General features: G+C 75.8%; 3 protein-coding genes. 1 reads left to right on the forward strand and 2 read right to left on the reverse strand.

Annotation, left to right across the window (positions count from 1 at the left end; all coding sequences use genetic code 11):
• Positions 1-72 precede the first annotated feature (72 nt).
• Both ACQPY0_RS41725 and ACQPY0_RS41730 read right to left on the reverse strand, forming a co-directional pair.
• Positions 73-4,761 (reverse strand): type I polyketide synthase, encoded by a 4,689-nt coding sequence (locus tag ACQPY0_RS41725; protein ID WP_432973946.1) that lies wholly within the window; start codon positions 4,759-4,761, stop codon positions 73-75.
• Positions 4,762-13,374: an SDR family NAD(P)-dependent oxidoreductase gene (locus ACQPY0_RS41730; RefSeq protein ID WP_432973948.1), complete on the reverse strand. Its 8,613-nt coding sequence runs from the start codon at positions 13,372-13,374 to the stop codon at positions 4,762-4,764.
• Between the two features lie 716 nt (positions 13,375-14,090).
• Between ACQPY0_RS41730 and ACQPY0_RS41735 the strand changes: the two genes are divergently transcribed.
• Entirely contained in the window at positions 14,091-16,877 is a 2,787-nt protein-coding gene (locus tag ACQPY0_RS41735) for an AAA family ATPase (protein WP_432973950.1), read from the forward strand.
• The last annotated feature ends 99 nt before the right edge of the window (positions 16,878-16,976 follow it).

The following is a 16,976-nucleotide window of genomic DNA, read 5'->3' on the forward strand; positions in this document are numbered from 1 at the left end:
GCTCGGCGAGCAACCGGTCGAACCGGGCCCGCTGTTCGGGTGAGAGCGCGGCGAGCCGCGCGGCCACGTCGGTCACGCCGCACCTCCCGCCGGCCCGGCGCCCGCGGCGCTGCCCTCCAGCTCGGCCAGCAGCTCGCCGGCGACGTCGTCGAAGCGCCGGGCCCGGGGGATCGCCGCCGCCCCGACCGGCGCGGCGGCGTCGCCGGCCGGGAGGACCGCGACGATGTGCTCGGCCAGCGTGCGGACCGAGGCACCCTCCAGCAGCACCGAGATCGGCAGCGACACGCCGAGGCCGCGCTCGACCTCGTTGCGCAGCTCGACGGCCATGAGCGAGTCCAGGCCGAGGTCGGACAGGCGCTGGTCGGGCCCGACGGACGACACACCGCCGAGCGTGGCGGCGACGCCGACCAGCAGCGCGGAGACGAGCAGCTCCCTGCGCGCATCGGCGGGCAGCGCCAGCAGCGCCTCCCGTGACGGCAGGGACGCGCGCGGGGCCGTGACCCGCCCGGCGGTCCGGCGCCCGCCCGCCTCGGCGAGCAGTTCGCCGAGCAGCGCCGAGCCGGACACCTCCTGGTAGCGGCGGCCCCACTCGGCCCAGTCGACCGGCGCGACGGCGACGTGGCCGGCGTCGGCGGCCAGCAGCCGGTGGAAGACCCGCAGCGCCTGGCCGGGCGCCAGCTGGCCCATGCCCCGGCTCAGGCCGGGGGTCGCGCCGGCATCGCGGGCGGCCAGGCCGGTGCCCGCCCAGATGCCCCAGTCGATGCTCAGGCCGGGCTGCCCGGCGTGGCGGCGCAGCGCGGCGAGCGCGTCGAGGTAGGCGTTGGCCGCCGCGTACGCGGCCACGAACGGCGAGCTGAGCAGGGAGCTGGTGGACGAGAACAGCACCAGGAAGTCCAGCGGCCGGTCGGCGAAGAGCCGGTGCAGCACCCACGCGCCGGCGGCCTTCGGGCGCAGGTGCCGGTGCAGATCCTCGGGCGTCAGGTCGGTCAGCGGCGCGATCTCGCCGACGCCGGCGGCGTGCACGACGCCCCGGATCGGCGGCCAGCCCTCGGCCTCGTACCGCTCGAGGAAGGCGCGCGCCGCCGCCTCGTCGGCGACGTCGAGCAACTCGACGGTCACGCTCGCGCCGAGCGCCTCGATCTCGCGCACGGCGGCGACGCGGGCGGCCGCCGGGTGCTCGCCGGGCAGGCCGGTCCATTCGCGGCGCGGCGGCAGCCCGGTGCGGCCGGCGAGGACCAGCCGCCGGGCCCCGGCGGCGGCGAGGGAGCGGGCGACGGCCAGGCCGATGCCGCCGAGCCCGCCGGTGATCAGGTACGTCCCGTCGGGCCGCAGGGCGGCGGGCCGGGCGGGTGCCTCGGCGCGGACGAGCCGGGCCACGAGGCGTCCGTCGCCGCGCAGCGCCACCTGGTCCTCGCCGCCGCCTCGCCGGTCCAGCTCGGTGAGCAGGGCCTGCGCGGCGGCGGCCGGCGCCGCGGCCGGGTCGAGGTCGATCAGGGCACCCCACAGCGCCGGCTGCTCCTGTTGCAGCGAGCGGCCCAGGCCCCACAGGGTGGCCTGCCCGGCGGCGGGCCGGTGCCCGCCGGCGCTGACGGCGCCGCGGGTCACCAGCCACAGCTGGACCGATCCGGCCGGGCGCGCCGCGAGCGCCTGCACCGCCCGCACCGCGCTCATGCAGCCGAGGTCCTGCCCGCGCAGGAAGCCGTCGACGTCGGCGGGTTCCTCGTCGATCCGCAGCCCCCACAGGTGCACGACGTTGAGGGGCTCGTCGCCGGCCACGTCCGCGATCACGTCCGGAATCTCGTCGCCGCCGGCCCGCACGCACCGCTCGCCGCGGGCGGTCAGCGCCGCCGCGAGGCTCTCCCCGATGCCTTCGCCGTCGTCCAGGATCAGCCACGCCGGCCGGGCGCCCTCGGCGCCGGCGGCATCGGTGGCCGGCGCCGGCTGCCAGTCAAGGCGGTACAGCAGGCCGTCGTCGTCCGGGTCATGCTCGGCCGGCTGGGGACCGGCCGGGTCGGACAGGCGGGGGCGCGGATCGGGCCAGCACCGGGTGCGCTGGAACGGATAGGTCGGCAGCGCCGTCTTGCTCCGGCGGTACTGCCGGTCGAACCCGCGCCAGTCGACCGGCACCCCGCGGGCGTAAAGCTGGGCAAGCGTCGACAGCAGCACCGGCCACTCGGGGTGCTTGGGCCGCAGGCTGGGCAGCAGCGCGAGCCCGGGTCCGGCGCCGGCCCCGTCACGGACGAGTCCCAGCAGCGTCGGCGCCGGCCCGGACTCGAGGAACGTGCGGTGCCGCAGCCCGAGGAGGGTGGCCACCCCGGCGGCGAACCGCACCGGCCGGCGGGCGTGGCGCACCCAGTAGTCGGCGTCCAGCGGCCGTTCCCACGGCCACAGCTCGCCGGTCAGGTTCGACACCAGCGGGATGCTGGTCGGGCCGAACGTCACCCGCTCGGCCGCGCGGCGCAGCGGTTCGAGGATCGGCTCGACCAGCGGGGAATGCGACGCGGTTCCGATGTGCAGCAGCTTGGCCTCGACGCCGCGAGCCGTGAAGGCCGCGCAGATCTCGGCGACCGCCGCCCGCTCGCCGGAGATCGCGGTGTTGGCCGGGCCGTTCACCGCCGCGATCGACACCGCGTCCGGGTAACCGGCGATCGCGTCGGCGACCTGCTCCTCCGGCGCGAAGATCGCCGCCATCGAGCCGGTGCCGCCCATCGGGTGCATCAGCCGGCCGCGCTGCGCGGCCAGCCACAGGCCGTCCTCCAGGCTCATCGCCCCGGCCACGCAGGCGGCGACGTACTCGCCGAAGCTGTGGCCGAGCACGGCGGCCGGCTCGACTCCCCAGGAGCGCCACAGCTGCGCCAGGGAGTACTCCACGGCGAAGAGGGCCGGCTGGGAGTAGATCGTCTCGTTGATCGGCGAGGAATCCGGGTCGGCCGGGTACAGCACGGACAGCAGCGGCGTCTCCAGCTCGGGGCGGAGGATCTCGTCGCAGCGGTCGATCAGCTCCCGGAAGGTGGGCTGGGTGCGGTACAGCTCCCGGGCCATACCCACCCGCTGCGGCCCCTGGCCGGTGAACAGGAAGACGACCTCGCCGGTGCCGGCCTCGCCGGTCGCCGGTTCGTCGCCGGGCAGTCCGTCGGCGAAGTCCGCCAGCTTCTCGGCGATCTCCTCGGCGTCGGCGCCGACCGCCGCGAGCCGGTGGCGGAAGTGCGAGCGGCCGGTGTTGGCGGAGTAGCACAGGTCGGCGACGCCGCCGCCGGCCGCCAGCCGCGCCGCATAGCCGCGCGCCAGCGCGGTCAGCGCGGCCGGGGTCTTGGCGGACAGGGCCAGCACGGATTGGGGCCGCTCGGGCGCGGCCGCCTCCGGCTCGGCGCCGGCCGGCGGCTGCTCCACGATCAGGTGGGCGTTGGTCCCGCTGAAGCCGAAGCTGCTCACCCCGGCGATCCGCGGGCCGCCGGCGTCCGGCCAGGGCGTCAGGGCGGTCGGGACGGCGAACGTGGTGCCGGCGAAGGAGATGTGCGGGTTGAGCTCCGTGAAGTGGACGTTCTGCGGGATGGCGCCGCGCTGGACGCACAGCACCGCCTTGATGAGCCCGGCGATGCCGGCGGCCGCCTCGGCGTGGCCGATGTTGGTCTTGGACGAACCCAGGTACACCGGCGGGCCGTCCGCTCGCCCGTACACGTCGGCCAGCGCCTCCACCTCGATCGGGTCGCCCAGCCGGGTGCCCGTGCCGTGGGCCTCGATGTAGCCGACCCGCTCGGGCCCGACCCCGGCCGACGCGAGCGCCGCGCGCAGCACGTCGCGCTGGGCAGCGCCGTTGGGCGCGGTCACCCCGGAGCTGCGGCCGTCCTGGTTGACCGCGCCGCCCCGCACCAGGGCCAGGATCCGGTCGCCGTCGCGCCTCGCGTCGGCGAGGCGCTTGAGGACCACGACCCCGCAGCCCTCGCTGCGCACGTAGCCGTCGGCCCGCGCGTCGAAGGTCTTGCACCGCCCGTCGGGGGACACCATCCCCGGGAACTGGGAGAAGGCGATGCTGGGCAGCGGGGAGACGACGACGTTGACCCCGCCGCTGAGCGCCAGGTCGCACTCGCCCGAGCGCAGGCTCTGCGCGGCCAGATGCACGGCGACCAGCGACGAGGAGCAGGCGCTGTCCACGGTCAGGCTCGGCCCGCGCAGGTCCAGCAGGTAGGACAGCCGACCGGCCACGACGCTGTGGGAGGTCCCGGTGCTCGCGTAGGCGGACAGGTCCAGCGGGTGCTGGAAGTGCTCGGCGGCGAAGTCGTAGCTGCACACGCCCAGGAACACCCCGCCGCGGCGGCCGGCCAGCTCCGCCGGGGCGAGCCCGGCGTTCTCCAGCGCCTCCCAGGCGACCTCGAGCGTGAGCCGCTGCTGCGGGTCCATGGTCACCGCCTCGCGGCGGGAGATGCCGAAGAAGTCGTGGTCGAACTCGTCCACACGGTCCAGGAAGCCGCCCCAGCGGGTGCTCATCCGGCCCGGCTGCTGCGGCTCGGTGCTGTGGAAGGCCTCGGCGTCCCACCGGTCGGCGGGGATCTCGGCGACGACGTCGGCGCCGTCGCTGAGGATCTGCCAGTACCCCTCGGTGTCGCTCACGCCGCCGGGGAACCGGCAGCCGATGCCGACCACGGCGATGGGTTCGCTGCGCGCCTGCTCGTACTCGTCCAGCCGCCGCTGCATCTGCTCCATGGCCAGGTACGCCCGCCTGAGGGTGTCGCCCGCGCCCGGGTTACGGTCCGGCGAAGCCATTCAGTGCCGCCCTTCCTCGAACTGCACGATCCTGTTCAGGAGCAACCGCTCGACCTCGTCGTCGGCCAGCTGCGCAAGCTCGTCGTCCGGCCCGGCCGCCGGTTCCGGCTCGCCTGGCGCGGCTCGCTCCGGCCGGTCCGCGACCAGGGTGACGTCCATCTGTTCGGCCAGGAACGGCACCAGGGCCTCGATGGTGGGAAAGCGCCAGGCCAGGGTCGCCGGCAGCGTCAGGCCCAGCGAGATCTCCAGCCGGCGGCGCAGTTCCAGGGCCATCAGGGAGTCGAATCCCATGCCGGCCAGTGGCTCGGTGACGTCGATGCGTGCGGGGTCGAGGCCGAGCACCCGGCCCGCCTCGGCGCGGCAGTGCTCCTCCAGCACGCTGCGCCGGCGCCGGCCCGGCTCCACGGCCAGCATCCGGACGCGGACCGCGCCGTCGGGGCGTGGACCGGCGCGATCGCCGGGCCCGTCCTCGCCGCCGGCCAGCTCGGCCAGCAGGGCCGGGAGCAGCCCGTGGCCGGCCGCGGCGCGCAGGGCGTCGAGGTTCAGCGGCAGGACGGCGGCGTGGGTGGCGGCGCCGCGCAGCAGGCGGTCGAGGGCGGCGACGCCGTCCGCGGGCCGGATGCCCGCCACGCCGGCTGCGGCGAGCGCGCCGCCGCGCCCGGGCCGGGCGGCGAGACCGATCTCGGCCCACGGCCCCCAGTCGATGCTGGTCGCGGGAAGACCATGCGCGCGGCGGTGCAGGGCCAGCGCGTCGAGGACGGCGTTGGCCGCCGCGTAGTTGCCCTGCCCGGGCGAGCCGAGCAGGGCGGCCGCCGAGGAGTACAGCACGAAGAAGTCCAGCGGCCGCTCGGCGGTGGCCCGGTGCAGGTGCCAGGCGCCGAGCACCTTCGGCGCCGCCACCGCCCAGAAGCGGTCGCGGTCCAGCTCCAGCAGCAGCCCGTCGTCGAGCACGCCGGCGGCGTGGACCACGCCGGCCAGCGGCGGCATCGTCGCTGACATCTCCTCCAGCACGGCGGCGACGTCGGCGGCCTTGGCGAGGTCCGCCCGGCACACCCGGACGTCGACGCCCGCCTCGCGCAGCCGGGCCAGGGCCGGCTCGGCGTCCGCCGTGGCCCCGCGGCGGCCGACGAGCATCAGGTGCCGGGCGCCCAGCCCGGCCAGGTACTCGGCCGTCTGGAGGCCGAGCGCGCCGAGGCCGCCGGTGATGAGGTATGCGGCGCCGGGCCGGACCGGGCTCTCGCCGGGGCGCACGGCGACGGTGTCCACGCCGGCCGGCCGCAGCACGATCTTGCCGGTGTGGCGGGCCTGGGCCATGTGGCCGAAGGCGGCCCCGGCCTCGCCGTAGGTGAACCCGCGCACCGGCAGAGCGGCGAATTCGCCGGCGGCGAAGCCGCGCAGCACCTCGCCGAACAGTTCCGCGACGAACCCGGGCCGCTCGTTGAACGTCTGCTCCAGGTCGACCGCGAGGAACGACCGGTTGTGCTTGAGGATCTCCAGCCCCAGGTGACTGTTGGCGTAGATGTCCTGCTTGCCGATCTCGACGAACCGGCCGCCCTGGGCCAGCAGGGACAGGCTGCGCAGCAGCGCCTCGCCGGCCAGGCTGTTGAGCACCACGTCCACCCCGCGCCCGGCGGTGACCCGCATGACCTCCTCGGCGAAGGCGAGCGAGCGGGAGTCCATGACGTGCTCGACGCCCATCGACCGCAGCAGCTCGCGCTTGGCCTCGCTACCGGCGGTGGCGAGCATCCGCGCGCCCCGGCGGCGGGCCACCTGCAGGGCGGCCAGGCCGACGCCGCCGGTGGCCGAGTGGATCAGCACGGTCTCCCCCGGCCCCAGGCGGGCGAGGTACTCCAGGCCGTACACCGCGGTGAGGAAGGCGACCGGCACGGCGGCGGCCTCCTCGTCGGACAGGCCCGGCGGGACCGGCGCGACCAGCCGCGCATCGGTCGTGGTGTATGCGGCCAGGCTGGACGGGGCCACGGCCATCACCCGGTCGCCGGCGCGCAGCCCGGTGACACCGTCGCCGACGGCGACCACCCGCCCGGCGCACTCGGCGCCGAGGGGCACCACGCCCGGCGGTACACCCGGGCAGATCTCCAGGGCCTTGAGCACGTCGCTGAAGTTGAGCCCGGCGGCAGCGACCTCGATCTCGACCTGGCCCGGGCCGGGCGGCACGCGGTGCCACGCGGTGGAGGTCAGGCTGCCCAGGATGCCGGGCCGGGCCGCCAGCACCCGGTGGTTGGTGTCCCGCCGCGGGTCGTACGGCCGCCGGGCCCAGTCGGCGCCGGTCTCGGGCCGCCACCGCCGCAGCCCGGGCACGAACCGGCGGCCCCGCCGCAGGGCGACCTGGCCGTCGGCGCCACCCGCCAGCAGCTCGGCGAGCACCTGGCCGGCCTCGCCCGCGGCCGGCGTGCGGTCGAGGTCGACGACCACGGGGCGCAGCTCGGCGTGCTCGACGGCCAGGACCCGGATCAGCCCCCAGACCGCCGACTGCGCAACCGCCGCGGCATCCACGGGTTCGGTGTCCACGACCTGCGTGCCCCGGGTCAGCACCGCCACGCGCGGGGTCTGCACCGACGCGCCCCGCAGCAGCTCCTGCACGAGGTGGACCAGCGCCAGGCAGACGGCGTCGAGGGAGATGTCATCGGTGTCCGGCCGGGCGTCCAGGGGCCAGCCGTGCAGCACGCCGGCGAAGCGCGCAGCGCCGTCGCGGGCCAGGTCGGCGAGCACGGCGGTGAGGTCGTCGGCGCGGGTGGGATCGGCCTCGTACCGGTCCGGGCCGACCTTGCGGTAGCCCCGGCCCGCGAGCAGCGTGATGCAGCGGGCGCCGCGCTGGGCCAGACCCGAGGCCACCGCCGCGCAGGTCCCGTCCCGGTCAGCGAGCACCAGCCAGACGCCCGGCTCCGCACCCGGCGCCGGCGTGGGCACGGCCGCCTCGCGCCAGGCGAGCCGCAGCAAGGACTCCCCGACCGCGTCGGGGGCCGGGCCGGGATCGAGCCGGCGCAGCGTGATCCCGCTCAGCTCGCCCACCGGGGTGGCGTCGTCGGCGTACAGCACGACCCGCCCGTCGCGCACCGCGTCCGGGCCGCGCTCGCCGGCCGTCGCGAAGGCCCAGCGCGGCTCGGCCGCACCGGCGGCGAGCCGGAAGCGGCCCACCGAGGCCGGCAGGTAGGTCTGCGCGTCGGCGCCCTCGGGCAGCAGCGCCGCGGCCAGCACCTGCAGGGCACTGTCGAGCACCGCCGGGTGCACCTGGTAGCGGTCCCGGTCGCCGGTCAGGTCCACCGTCCCGCGCAGCCGCCCCAGGGCCTCGCCCTCGCCGCGCCACAGCGCCTCGACACCCTGGAACGCCGGGCCGTACCGCAGGCCGGCCCGCGAAAGCGCCGCGTAGTGCGCGACGGGGTCACCGGCCTCCCGGCACCGCTGCCGCAGGTCGCTCAGGGCGGGCACCGCCGCCGCACCGTCCGGCGGCCCCGCCGCGACGGCTCGGCCGTCGGCCACCGCCACCCAGTCGGCCGGCGCCGAACCGCCGCGGGTGAACAGGGTGAAGGTGGCCCGGCCCGGCGTCTCGGGGCGCAGTACCAGCTGGAGGGTCGGTTGCCCGGCGTTCTCGTCGACGACGCTCACCTGGCGCAGCGCAAGGTCCTCGACCGTGACGGCCGGGTCGTCGAGGCCGCGCCGGCCGGCGGCCAGGGCCGCGTCGAGCACCAGGCTGGCCGGCAGCACGGCGACATCGCCGACGCAGTGGTCGCGAAGGTACGGGTACCCGCCGACGTCCACCCGGCCGGTGAAGTGCCACGCGTGCGGCTCGACGGCCGAGCGGACCTCCTGTTCCAGCACCGGATGCGCCGAGCGGCCGCGGCCCCGGCGCGGCTCGGGGTCGAGCCAGCAGCGCTCGCGCTGCCACGGGTAGGCCGGCAGCGCCACCATCGCACCGGCGGCGCCGAAGACCCGCCGCCAGTCCACCGGGAAGCCGGCGGCGTAGAGCCGGCCCAGCTCGGTGAGCATCGCGGTCCGGCCGGACGTCTCGCGGTGCAGCGACGCCACGACGGCGCCGCGGGCGTGCTGCTCGCCCAGCCGCTCGGCGACCGGCTCGCCGAGCATCGGGTGTCCGGAGATCTCCACGAACGTGTCGTGGCCGGTCTCGACCAGCTCGGTGACGGCGGGGTCGAACAGGACCGGGCGGCGCAGGTTGTCGGCCCAGTAGCCGGCGTCGAGGGACTCCCCGGCGATGGCCCGGCCGGTCACGGTGGAGATCATCGGGACCGCGCCGGCGCGGGCGCTCAGCCCGGCCAAAGCCGCGTGCAGCTCGTCACGGGGACCGTCCATCAGCGGGCTGTGCGAGGCGAAGCCGACCGACTCGAGCGTCCGGCAGAAGATCCCGCGCTCCTGCAGCGCCGTGGTCAGCGCCTCCAGCGCCGCCGTCTCGCCGGAGAAGACCGTCGAGGTGGGGCCGTTGCCGGCCGCGATCGACACCGCGGAGTCGCCCCGCTCCTCCAGCAGGGCCCGGGCCTCGTCCAGGGTCAGCGCGGCGACCGCCATCCGCCCCCGGCCGATCGCGGAGCGGATCACCCGCCCGCGGTGGACCGCCACCCGCAGCGCGTCGCCGAGGCTCAGGGCACCGGCGATGTGCGCCGCGGCGATCTCGCCGACGCTGTGACCGACGACGGCCGCCGGCTCGACACCCCACGACCGCCACAGCTGGGCCAGCGCGATCTGCACCGCGCACAGCGCCGGCTGCGCGATCGCGGGATCCGCCATCCGCGACTGCTCCACCGGCAGCGCCAGCTCCTGCGTCAGCGACCAGTCGACGTGCTCTGCCAGCAGCCGTTCGCAGGTGTCGATCATGGTACGGAACACCGGCTCGGTGGCCGCCAGGTCCGCGGCGAGGGGCCACCATCGCGGGCCCTGGCCGGAGAAGACGAACGCGACCGACGGCCGGCGGCCCACGACCCGCGCACCGTGCGTCAGGCCGGGCGGCGGCTGGCCGGTGGTGTACGCCCGCAGGGCCTCGCGCACCTCGGCCGCCGACGAGCCCACGCAGGCGAGCCGGTGCTCGTGGTGGCTGCGGCGTACGGCGGCGGCGTAGCAGACGTCGGTGAACTGCCGATCGTCGGTGACCGCGTCCAGGCGCCCGGCGTAGCGCTGCGCCAGCTGCCGCAGCGCCGGCTCGGTGCGGGCGGACAGGGCCAGCACCCGCGCCGACTGCTCGCCCGGCCCGGCGGGCGGCCCGTCGTCGTCCGGCCGCGCTGGCGGCTCGGCGAGCACGAGGTGGGCGTTGGTGCCGCCGAAGCCGAAGGAGCTCACGCCGGCGAGCGCCCGCTGCGGTGACGGCCAGGGCTGCGACCGATCCGCCACCCGCAGCGCCAGCTCCCCGAACGGGATGTGCGGGTTGGGCCGCTCGAAGTGCAGGCTCGGCGGTACCGTGCGGTGCCGGACCATGAGGGCGGCCTTGACGAGCCCGGCGACGCCGGCGGCCGCCTCCAGGTGGCCGAGGTTGGACTTGACCGAGCCGATCAGGCACGGTCGTTCGGGGTCGCGGCCGGCGCCGACGACGCCGGCCAGGGCGCCGGCCTCGACCGGGTCGCCGAGCAGGGTGCCGGTGCCGTGCGCCTCGACGTAGTGCACGTCGGCCGGGCGGATGCCGGCGCTGGCGTACGCTGCCTGCAGTACCTCCCGCTGGGCGTGCGGGTTGGGCGCCATCAGCCCGTTGGTGCGCCCGTCGGAGTTGACCGCGCTGCCCAGGATGACCGCGTGGATGGTGTCCTGGTCGGCGATGGCCCGGCTGAGCGGCTTGAGCACCACGACGCCGGCGCCCTCCGAGCGCACGTAGCCGTCGGCCCGCGCGTCGAATGCCTTGCAGCGCCCGTCGGCGGCCATCGCGCCGGCCTTGCTGAAGTTGATCGCGAGCGCCGGCGAGAGGATCACGTTGACGCCGCCGGCGATCGCCACCGTGCACTCACCCCGGGCGAGGCTGGCGCATGCCTGGTGTACTGCGACGAGCGACGACGAGCAGGCGGTGTCGATGGCCATGCTCGGGCCCCGCAGGTCGAACAGGTAGGACAGCCGGTTGGCGGCGATGCTGCCCGCGTTGCCGGTCCCGGTGTACGCGTCGACCCGGTCGAGATCGCGGAACTGCAGGTGTGCGTGGTCGCTGGTGGCGATGCCGATGAACACCCCGGTGGGGCTGCCGGCGAGCGCCTCCGCCGGCAGCCCGGCGTCCTCCAGCGCCTCCCAGGCGACCTCGGCCAGCAGCCGTTGCTGGGGGTCCATCCGGGCCGCCTCGTGCGCGGAGATGCCGAAGAACCCGGGGTCGAACCGGTCGATGCTCTCGACGAAGCCGCCCCACCGGGTGGTGGTCCGGCCCGGCGCCGCCGGGTCCTCGTCGGTGTACTCCTCGACGGACCAGCGCTCGGGCGGCACCTCGGTGATCGCGTCGCGCCCGTCCAGCAGCAGCCGCCAGTAGGACTGCGGGTCGTCGGCCCCGCCCGGGAAGCGGCAGCCGACGCCGACGATGGCGACCGGTTCGGCCGGGCCTTCGGCGTCCGGTGCGGCGAGGCGCGCCGGCGGGTCCGGCTCCGGGTCGGCGGCACCGCTCAAGTGGGCGGCGAGGGCCTCGATCGTCGGGTACTGCCACGCGAGCGTGGCCGGCAGCGACCGGCCGAACCGGCGCTCCAGCTCCCCGACCAGCCCGACCATGTCGACCGAGCGCAGCCCGTACTCGGCGATCGGCCGCCGCGGGTCGACATCCCCGGCGGGCAGTTCCAGGCGGTCGGCGAGCAACTCGGTCAGCCAGCGCTCGACCGCCGGCTGCGACTGCGGCCGGGCCGGCTGCGGCGCCGGCTCGGCTGTGACCGGCGGCGGTATGGCAAGGGTCCAGGTGGCGAACGGCCGGAGGCTGCCGTCGGTGAACGCGTCGCGGCAGGCGCTGCGCTGCAGCTTGCCGCTGGAGGTCTTGGGCACCGACCCGCGGCCGGTCAGGGCGACGACGTCCACGCGCAGTTCGTGCTCATCGGCCACGGCGGTGCGGATCGCGGCGATGATCGCGCCGGTGTCGAGCCGGGCCGGGGCGCCGTCGGCCTCGGCGACCACGAGCAGCCGCTCCTCGTCGCCGTCGGTCAGGGCGCAGGCGACCACGCCGCCGCTGCGCACCGCCGGATGGCACCGCTCGACGGTGCGCTCGATGTCGTGCGGGTAGTGGTTACGGCCCGCGACGATCAGCAGCTCCTTGCGCCGGCCGGTGACGAACAGCTCGCCGGCCTCGAGGTAGCCGAGGTCGCCGGTGCGCAGGAACGGGCCTTCGTCCGAGCCGTCGAGGCGGGCGCCGAACACCTCCTCGCTCTCCTGCGGGCGCCCCCAGTAGCCGGCGGCCACGCTCGCGCCGCGGACCCAGATCTCGCCGATCTGCCCGTCCGGCAGGGCCGTACGCCGGTCCGGGTCGGCGATGACCAGCCCGTCGACCGGCCGGCCGCAGCCCACGACCGTGCGCGCCCGGGGGTCCGATCCGGCGGGTTCGGCCCGGTGCTGCGCGAGGGCGTCCGGGCGCAGCCGGCGCACCTCGGGCTCGGCCTCCCGCTCGCCCCCGCAGACCAGCAGGGTGGCCTCGGCGAGGCCGTAGCACGGGTAGAACGCCCGCCGCTGGAAGCCGAACGGCGCGAACCTGCGGGTGAAGCGGTCGATCGTGTCGGCCCGGACGGGCTCCGCGCCGGTGAAGGCGAGCGTCCAGCAGCTCAGGTCGAGCCCTTCGCACTCCTCGTCGGTGATCCGGCTGGCGCACAGCTCGTAGGCGAAGTTCGGGGCGCCGCTGTACGCCCCGCGGTGCTCGGAGATGGCGCGCAGCCACCGCGCCGGACGCTTCAGAAACGACAGCGGCGACATGAAAGCCACCGGCAGCGCGCCGTAGGCGGGCACGAGCAGGCCGCCGATCAGGCCCATGTCGTGGTACGGCGGCAGCCACGTCACCGACCGCGTGCCGCTGTCGGCGCCCACGAAGCGGCGGTGGATCGCCCCGAGGTTGTCCAGCAGGTTGGCGTGGGTGACCACGACGCCCTTCGGCTGCCCCGTCGATCCCGAGGTGTACTGCAGGAAGGCCGCGTCCCCGCCGCCGGTGACCGGCTCGCGCCAGTCCCCGGCCGCGCCGCCGTCGACGGCGTCGATCGTGATCCAAGTCAGCTCCGTCAGCCCCGGTGCCTGCGCACCCACCTCGGCGGCGAGGACGGCCACGTCCGACGGCGCCAGCACCACAGCCGGGCGCGCGTCGGCGATGACGCCGAGCAGCCGCGGCAGGGTGCGCTTGAGCAGTGCCGGGTTCGGGGGGTACACGGGAACGGCGATGATCCCCGAGTACAGGCAGGCGAAGAACGCGGTCACGTACTCCAGGCCCGGCGGGCACACGATGAGGGCCCGCTCTCCGGCCGGGAACCGCCCCCGCATGGTGGCGGCCAGCGCCCGCGCCCGCCGGTCCAGCTCGGCGTTGGTAAGGGTGAGCGGTTCGCCTTCCCCGTCGGCGAGGAAGCGGTAGATCCGCTCCTGCGGCCGGTCGAGGAACACGCCGCGGAAGTGCTCGACGAGCGTCCGCGCCCCGGGCGCGGCTGCCCCGTCCGTCCTGCCTTGCACGCCAACCGCCCCTTCAGCGTCACTCGGCGATCTTGGTGGTCACTCGGCGATCCCGGTGCGGGTCACAGCACGTAATGTCGAATTCCGTCCGTACTCGAAGCGAACAAGCGATGTCCGTAATCGAGTCCGCGAGTATCGATTTGAAGCTCGATTTGTCGTCGCTTCGAGTATCCCGGGCCGGGCCGGTGAAAAATCCCCTAAGCACCCCCTACGGTCGATCCCGTAAGCTACCCGTACATCGCAGTCAATTTTTGAAATGAACTTCACGTTCGCGCTACATACGCATTCGGACGGCCCGCTACAACATAGGGGTTGACGAATTACTGGGGCCCACGAATGCAATGATCACTACGATCGTCACGGTGCGCACGCGGTCCGCCGGCGCCGTGTTGTCCGGATTGGAACGAACGCGTGATACATCCGATTGACGCTCAGGCCCAACGGTCCCGGGCAGGCCGTGACCAACGACTCCTGACACGCGGCAGGACGGCGGGTGACGATCGAGCGGAATGAATCACATGAGTCGGCACCACAGGCAGCCACGCGGCCGGAGGGGACCCGATGACTCGCCACGGGCTCGGCGGGACCGGCAGTCGCCGGTCACCCGGGTGCACTGTCGGCGCGCCGTCCCGGGGCGATCCGCGGCCGGGTGAGCAACGCCACGCCGAGCAGATCGGCGGCGCCGACCGGCGGGCGGGGGAACCATGAAACTCGTCATGCGTGGCCCCCAGCTGCAGCTGCTGCGGGAGCAGTTCGAGCGATGTACGCAGGGCCGGGGCGGCGTCGTCGTGGTGAGCGGCGCGCCGGCGACCGGCAAGACCGCCCTGCTGCGCGCCTTCGGCGAGGACGTCGCCCCGGCGGCGCACGTGGTCACCGCGATCGCCTCGCGCGTGGAGCAGGCGCTGCCGATGGGCGTCATCGACCAGCTGCTGGCCGGGGTGGCGCTGCCCGCCGACCGCGCGGACGCGACCGACCGGCTGCTCTTCGGCGGTGTCCTCGACGCGCCGCAGAGCGGCCCACCCGACGGCGCGCCGCCGGTGAGCCCGGCGCTGCTGCGTGGCGTCCACGCCGCCTTCCGCACGCTGTGCGCCGAGCGGCCCCTCGTCATCGTCGTCGACGACCTGCAGTTCATCGACCCGCCGTCGCTGAGCTGCCTGCTGTACCTGATCCGCCGCGCGCGCTCACAGCGGATCCTGGTGCTGATCGGCGAGTGTACGCACAACTCGCGGCTGCGCCGGCTACTGCAGTCGGAGATCCTGCACCTGCCCAACGTCCGGCAGCTGCGCCTGGGCACCCTGCCCGCGCCGGGCGTCACCGCGCTGCTCGAGCAGCGGATGGACGCGGAGACGGCCGAGCGGCTGACCGCGCAATGCCTGGCCATCACCGGCGGCAACCCGCTGCTGCTGCGGGCGCTGGCCGAGGAGCTGCCCGGCGATGCGCTCACCGGCGACGGACCGGTGCCAGGCGAGACCTACCGGCGCGCCGTCGCGGGTTGCCTACTGCGGGCCGAGTCGTCGCTGCTGGACATCGCCCACGCCGTCGCCGTGCTCGGCGCGGCGACGAGCGTGCCGCTGGTGGGCGAGGTGGTCGCCGCCGACCACCAGTCCGTGATCACCGGCATCGACATCCTGACCGAGTCCGGGCTGCTCGACGCCGGGCGCTTCCGGCACGACGCCGCGGAGCACGCCGTGCTGGACGGCATGCCGATCGAGCTGCGCACCCGCCTGCACCGGCGGGCCGCCGACATCCTGCACGCCGCCGGCGCCCCGACGCCGGTCGTGGCGCGCCACCTCGCGGCGGGCCGGGAGACCGGGCCGGTCTGGGCATGCGGCGTGCTGCTGGACGGTGCCCGGCTGGCGCTGCTCGACGGCGACAGTGCCACCGCGATCGGCTACCTGCGGCTCGCCCACGACGGGGCCGAGGAGCCGCGGCAGCGTGCGGAGATCACCGCCGCGCTCGCCGAGGCCCAGTGGCGGGTGAACCCGAGCGCCGCCAAACGCTACCTGCCACAGCTGTGCGCCGCGGCGCACGCCGGGCTGCTCTCCGCGGGCGAGGTGACCTGCCTGCTCGCCCACCTGTTGTGGCAGGGCCAGTACGCCGACGCGCTACGCATCCTGGCCGACCTGCACTCCCGGCCCGGCGTCGCGATCGACCTGGAGTTGCTCACCAAGTACTCCGGCACGCTCGCGCCGGGGCTGAGCATCGAGGCGGCGCCCGACCGGCCGGAGGCGCCCGCCGGCGCGGCGCAGCCGGGGCGGGCGGACCCGTCCGGTCGGCGGCTGGGCGGCCGGCAGGGCGTCTGGCACCGGGCCGTCGACGTGCTGAGCCGGGTCGTGCTGGACGGCCCCGATCCCGGCGCGCTGAGCGAAGCCCAGCAGGTGCTGCACGGCGTCCGCCCGGCCGTCGACGGCGTGCTGCCGGCGGTGTACGCGGTCATGGCGCTGCTCTACGGCGACCGGCCGGACCTCGCCGCGGACGCCTGCGACCTGCTGCTCAAGGACGACCGCGTGCGCGGGCACCCCACCTGGCGCGCGATGATCGGCGTGGCGCGGGCCGGCGTCAGCACCCGCCTCGGCGACCTGCCCGAGGCGGTGGAGCGGGCCGCAGCGGCGCTGGCCCTGCTGCCGGTGGCCGACTGGGCCGCCGCGGCCGGCGCGCCGCTGGCCGTCATGATCCGCGCGAACACCGGCATGGGGATGATCGACGCGGCGAGCCTGTACCTGGACCATCCGGTGCCGGACGCGGTGTTCGCGACCGTGTTCGGGCTGGAGTACCTCAGCGCGCGGGGCCACCTGCACCTGGCCGCCGGGCGGCCCGGCCCGGCGCTGGACGACTTCCGCGCCTGCGGGCGGCTGATGCAGGGCTGGTCACTGGACCGGCCCGACCTCGTGCCGTGGCGCACCGACGCGGCGGAGGCACTGCTCACCATCGGCGAGCGGGAGGAGGCCCTCGCGCTGGCCGAGGAGCAGCTCGCGCTGACCGGCCCGGCCACCCGGACCCGGGGCATCACGCTGTGCACGGTGGCTGCGGCGGGCCCGCCGCAGCCCGGGGAGGCGCTGCTGCGCGAGGCCATCGGCCTGCTGGGCAAGTCCGGCGACCGGCTCAGCCTCGCGCGTGCCTACGCCGACCTCGGCGCCACGTACCAGGAGCTCGACCAGCCGGGGCCGGCCCGGCGGGCCGCGACGTCGGCCCTTCGGCTGGCCAACCGCTGCGGCGCCCGGCCGCTGGAGCTGCGGATCGCGGCGATGGGGCCCGCCGGGGACCGGGCCGACCCGCACCCGCCGGGCGACACCGCGCGCCCGTCCGGCCCGCTGGACCGGCTCACCGATGCCGAGCTGCGGGTGGCCGTCCTGGCCGCCAAGGGACACACCAACCTGCAGATCGCCCGCCGACTCTTCGTCACGGTCAGCACCGTCGAGCAACACCTGACCCGGGTCTACCGCAAGCTGCAACTGGGCCGGCGCTCACAGCTGCGCGGCGTCGCCGGCCTCGATATCGAATAAGGCCGGCCGGCGGTTTCAACCATGGCGGGAAATCGCGCCGCCGGGTTCGCCGCAGCGTTCGTCGCCGACTATTTGTTACACGCCTCGGAAATGTTTTGG

It is taken from the genome of Dactylosporangium sp. CA-233914 (assembly GCF_050942935.1).
Taxonomy (GTDB): domain Bacteria; phylum Actinomycetota; class Actinomycetes; order Mycobacteriales; family Micromonosporaceae; genus Dactylosporangium.

Coding starts and splice junctions, on each gene's coding strand:
- ACQPY0_RS41725 (WP_432973946.1), bottom strand. CDS start 4,761: ATGGCTTCGCCGGACCGTAACCCGGGCGCGGGCGACACCCTCAGGCGG.
- ACQPY0_RS41735 (WP_432973950.1), top strand. CDS start 14,091: ATGCGTGGCCCCCAGCTGCAGCTGCTGCGGGAGCAGTTCGAGCGATGT.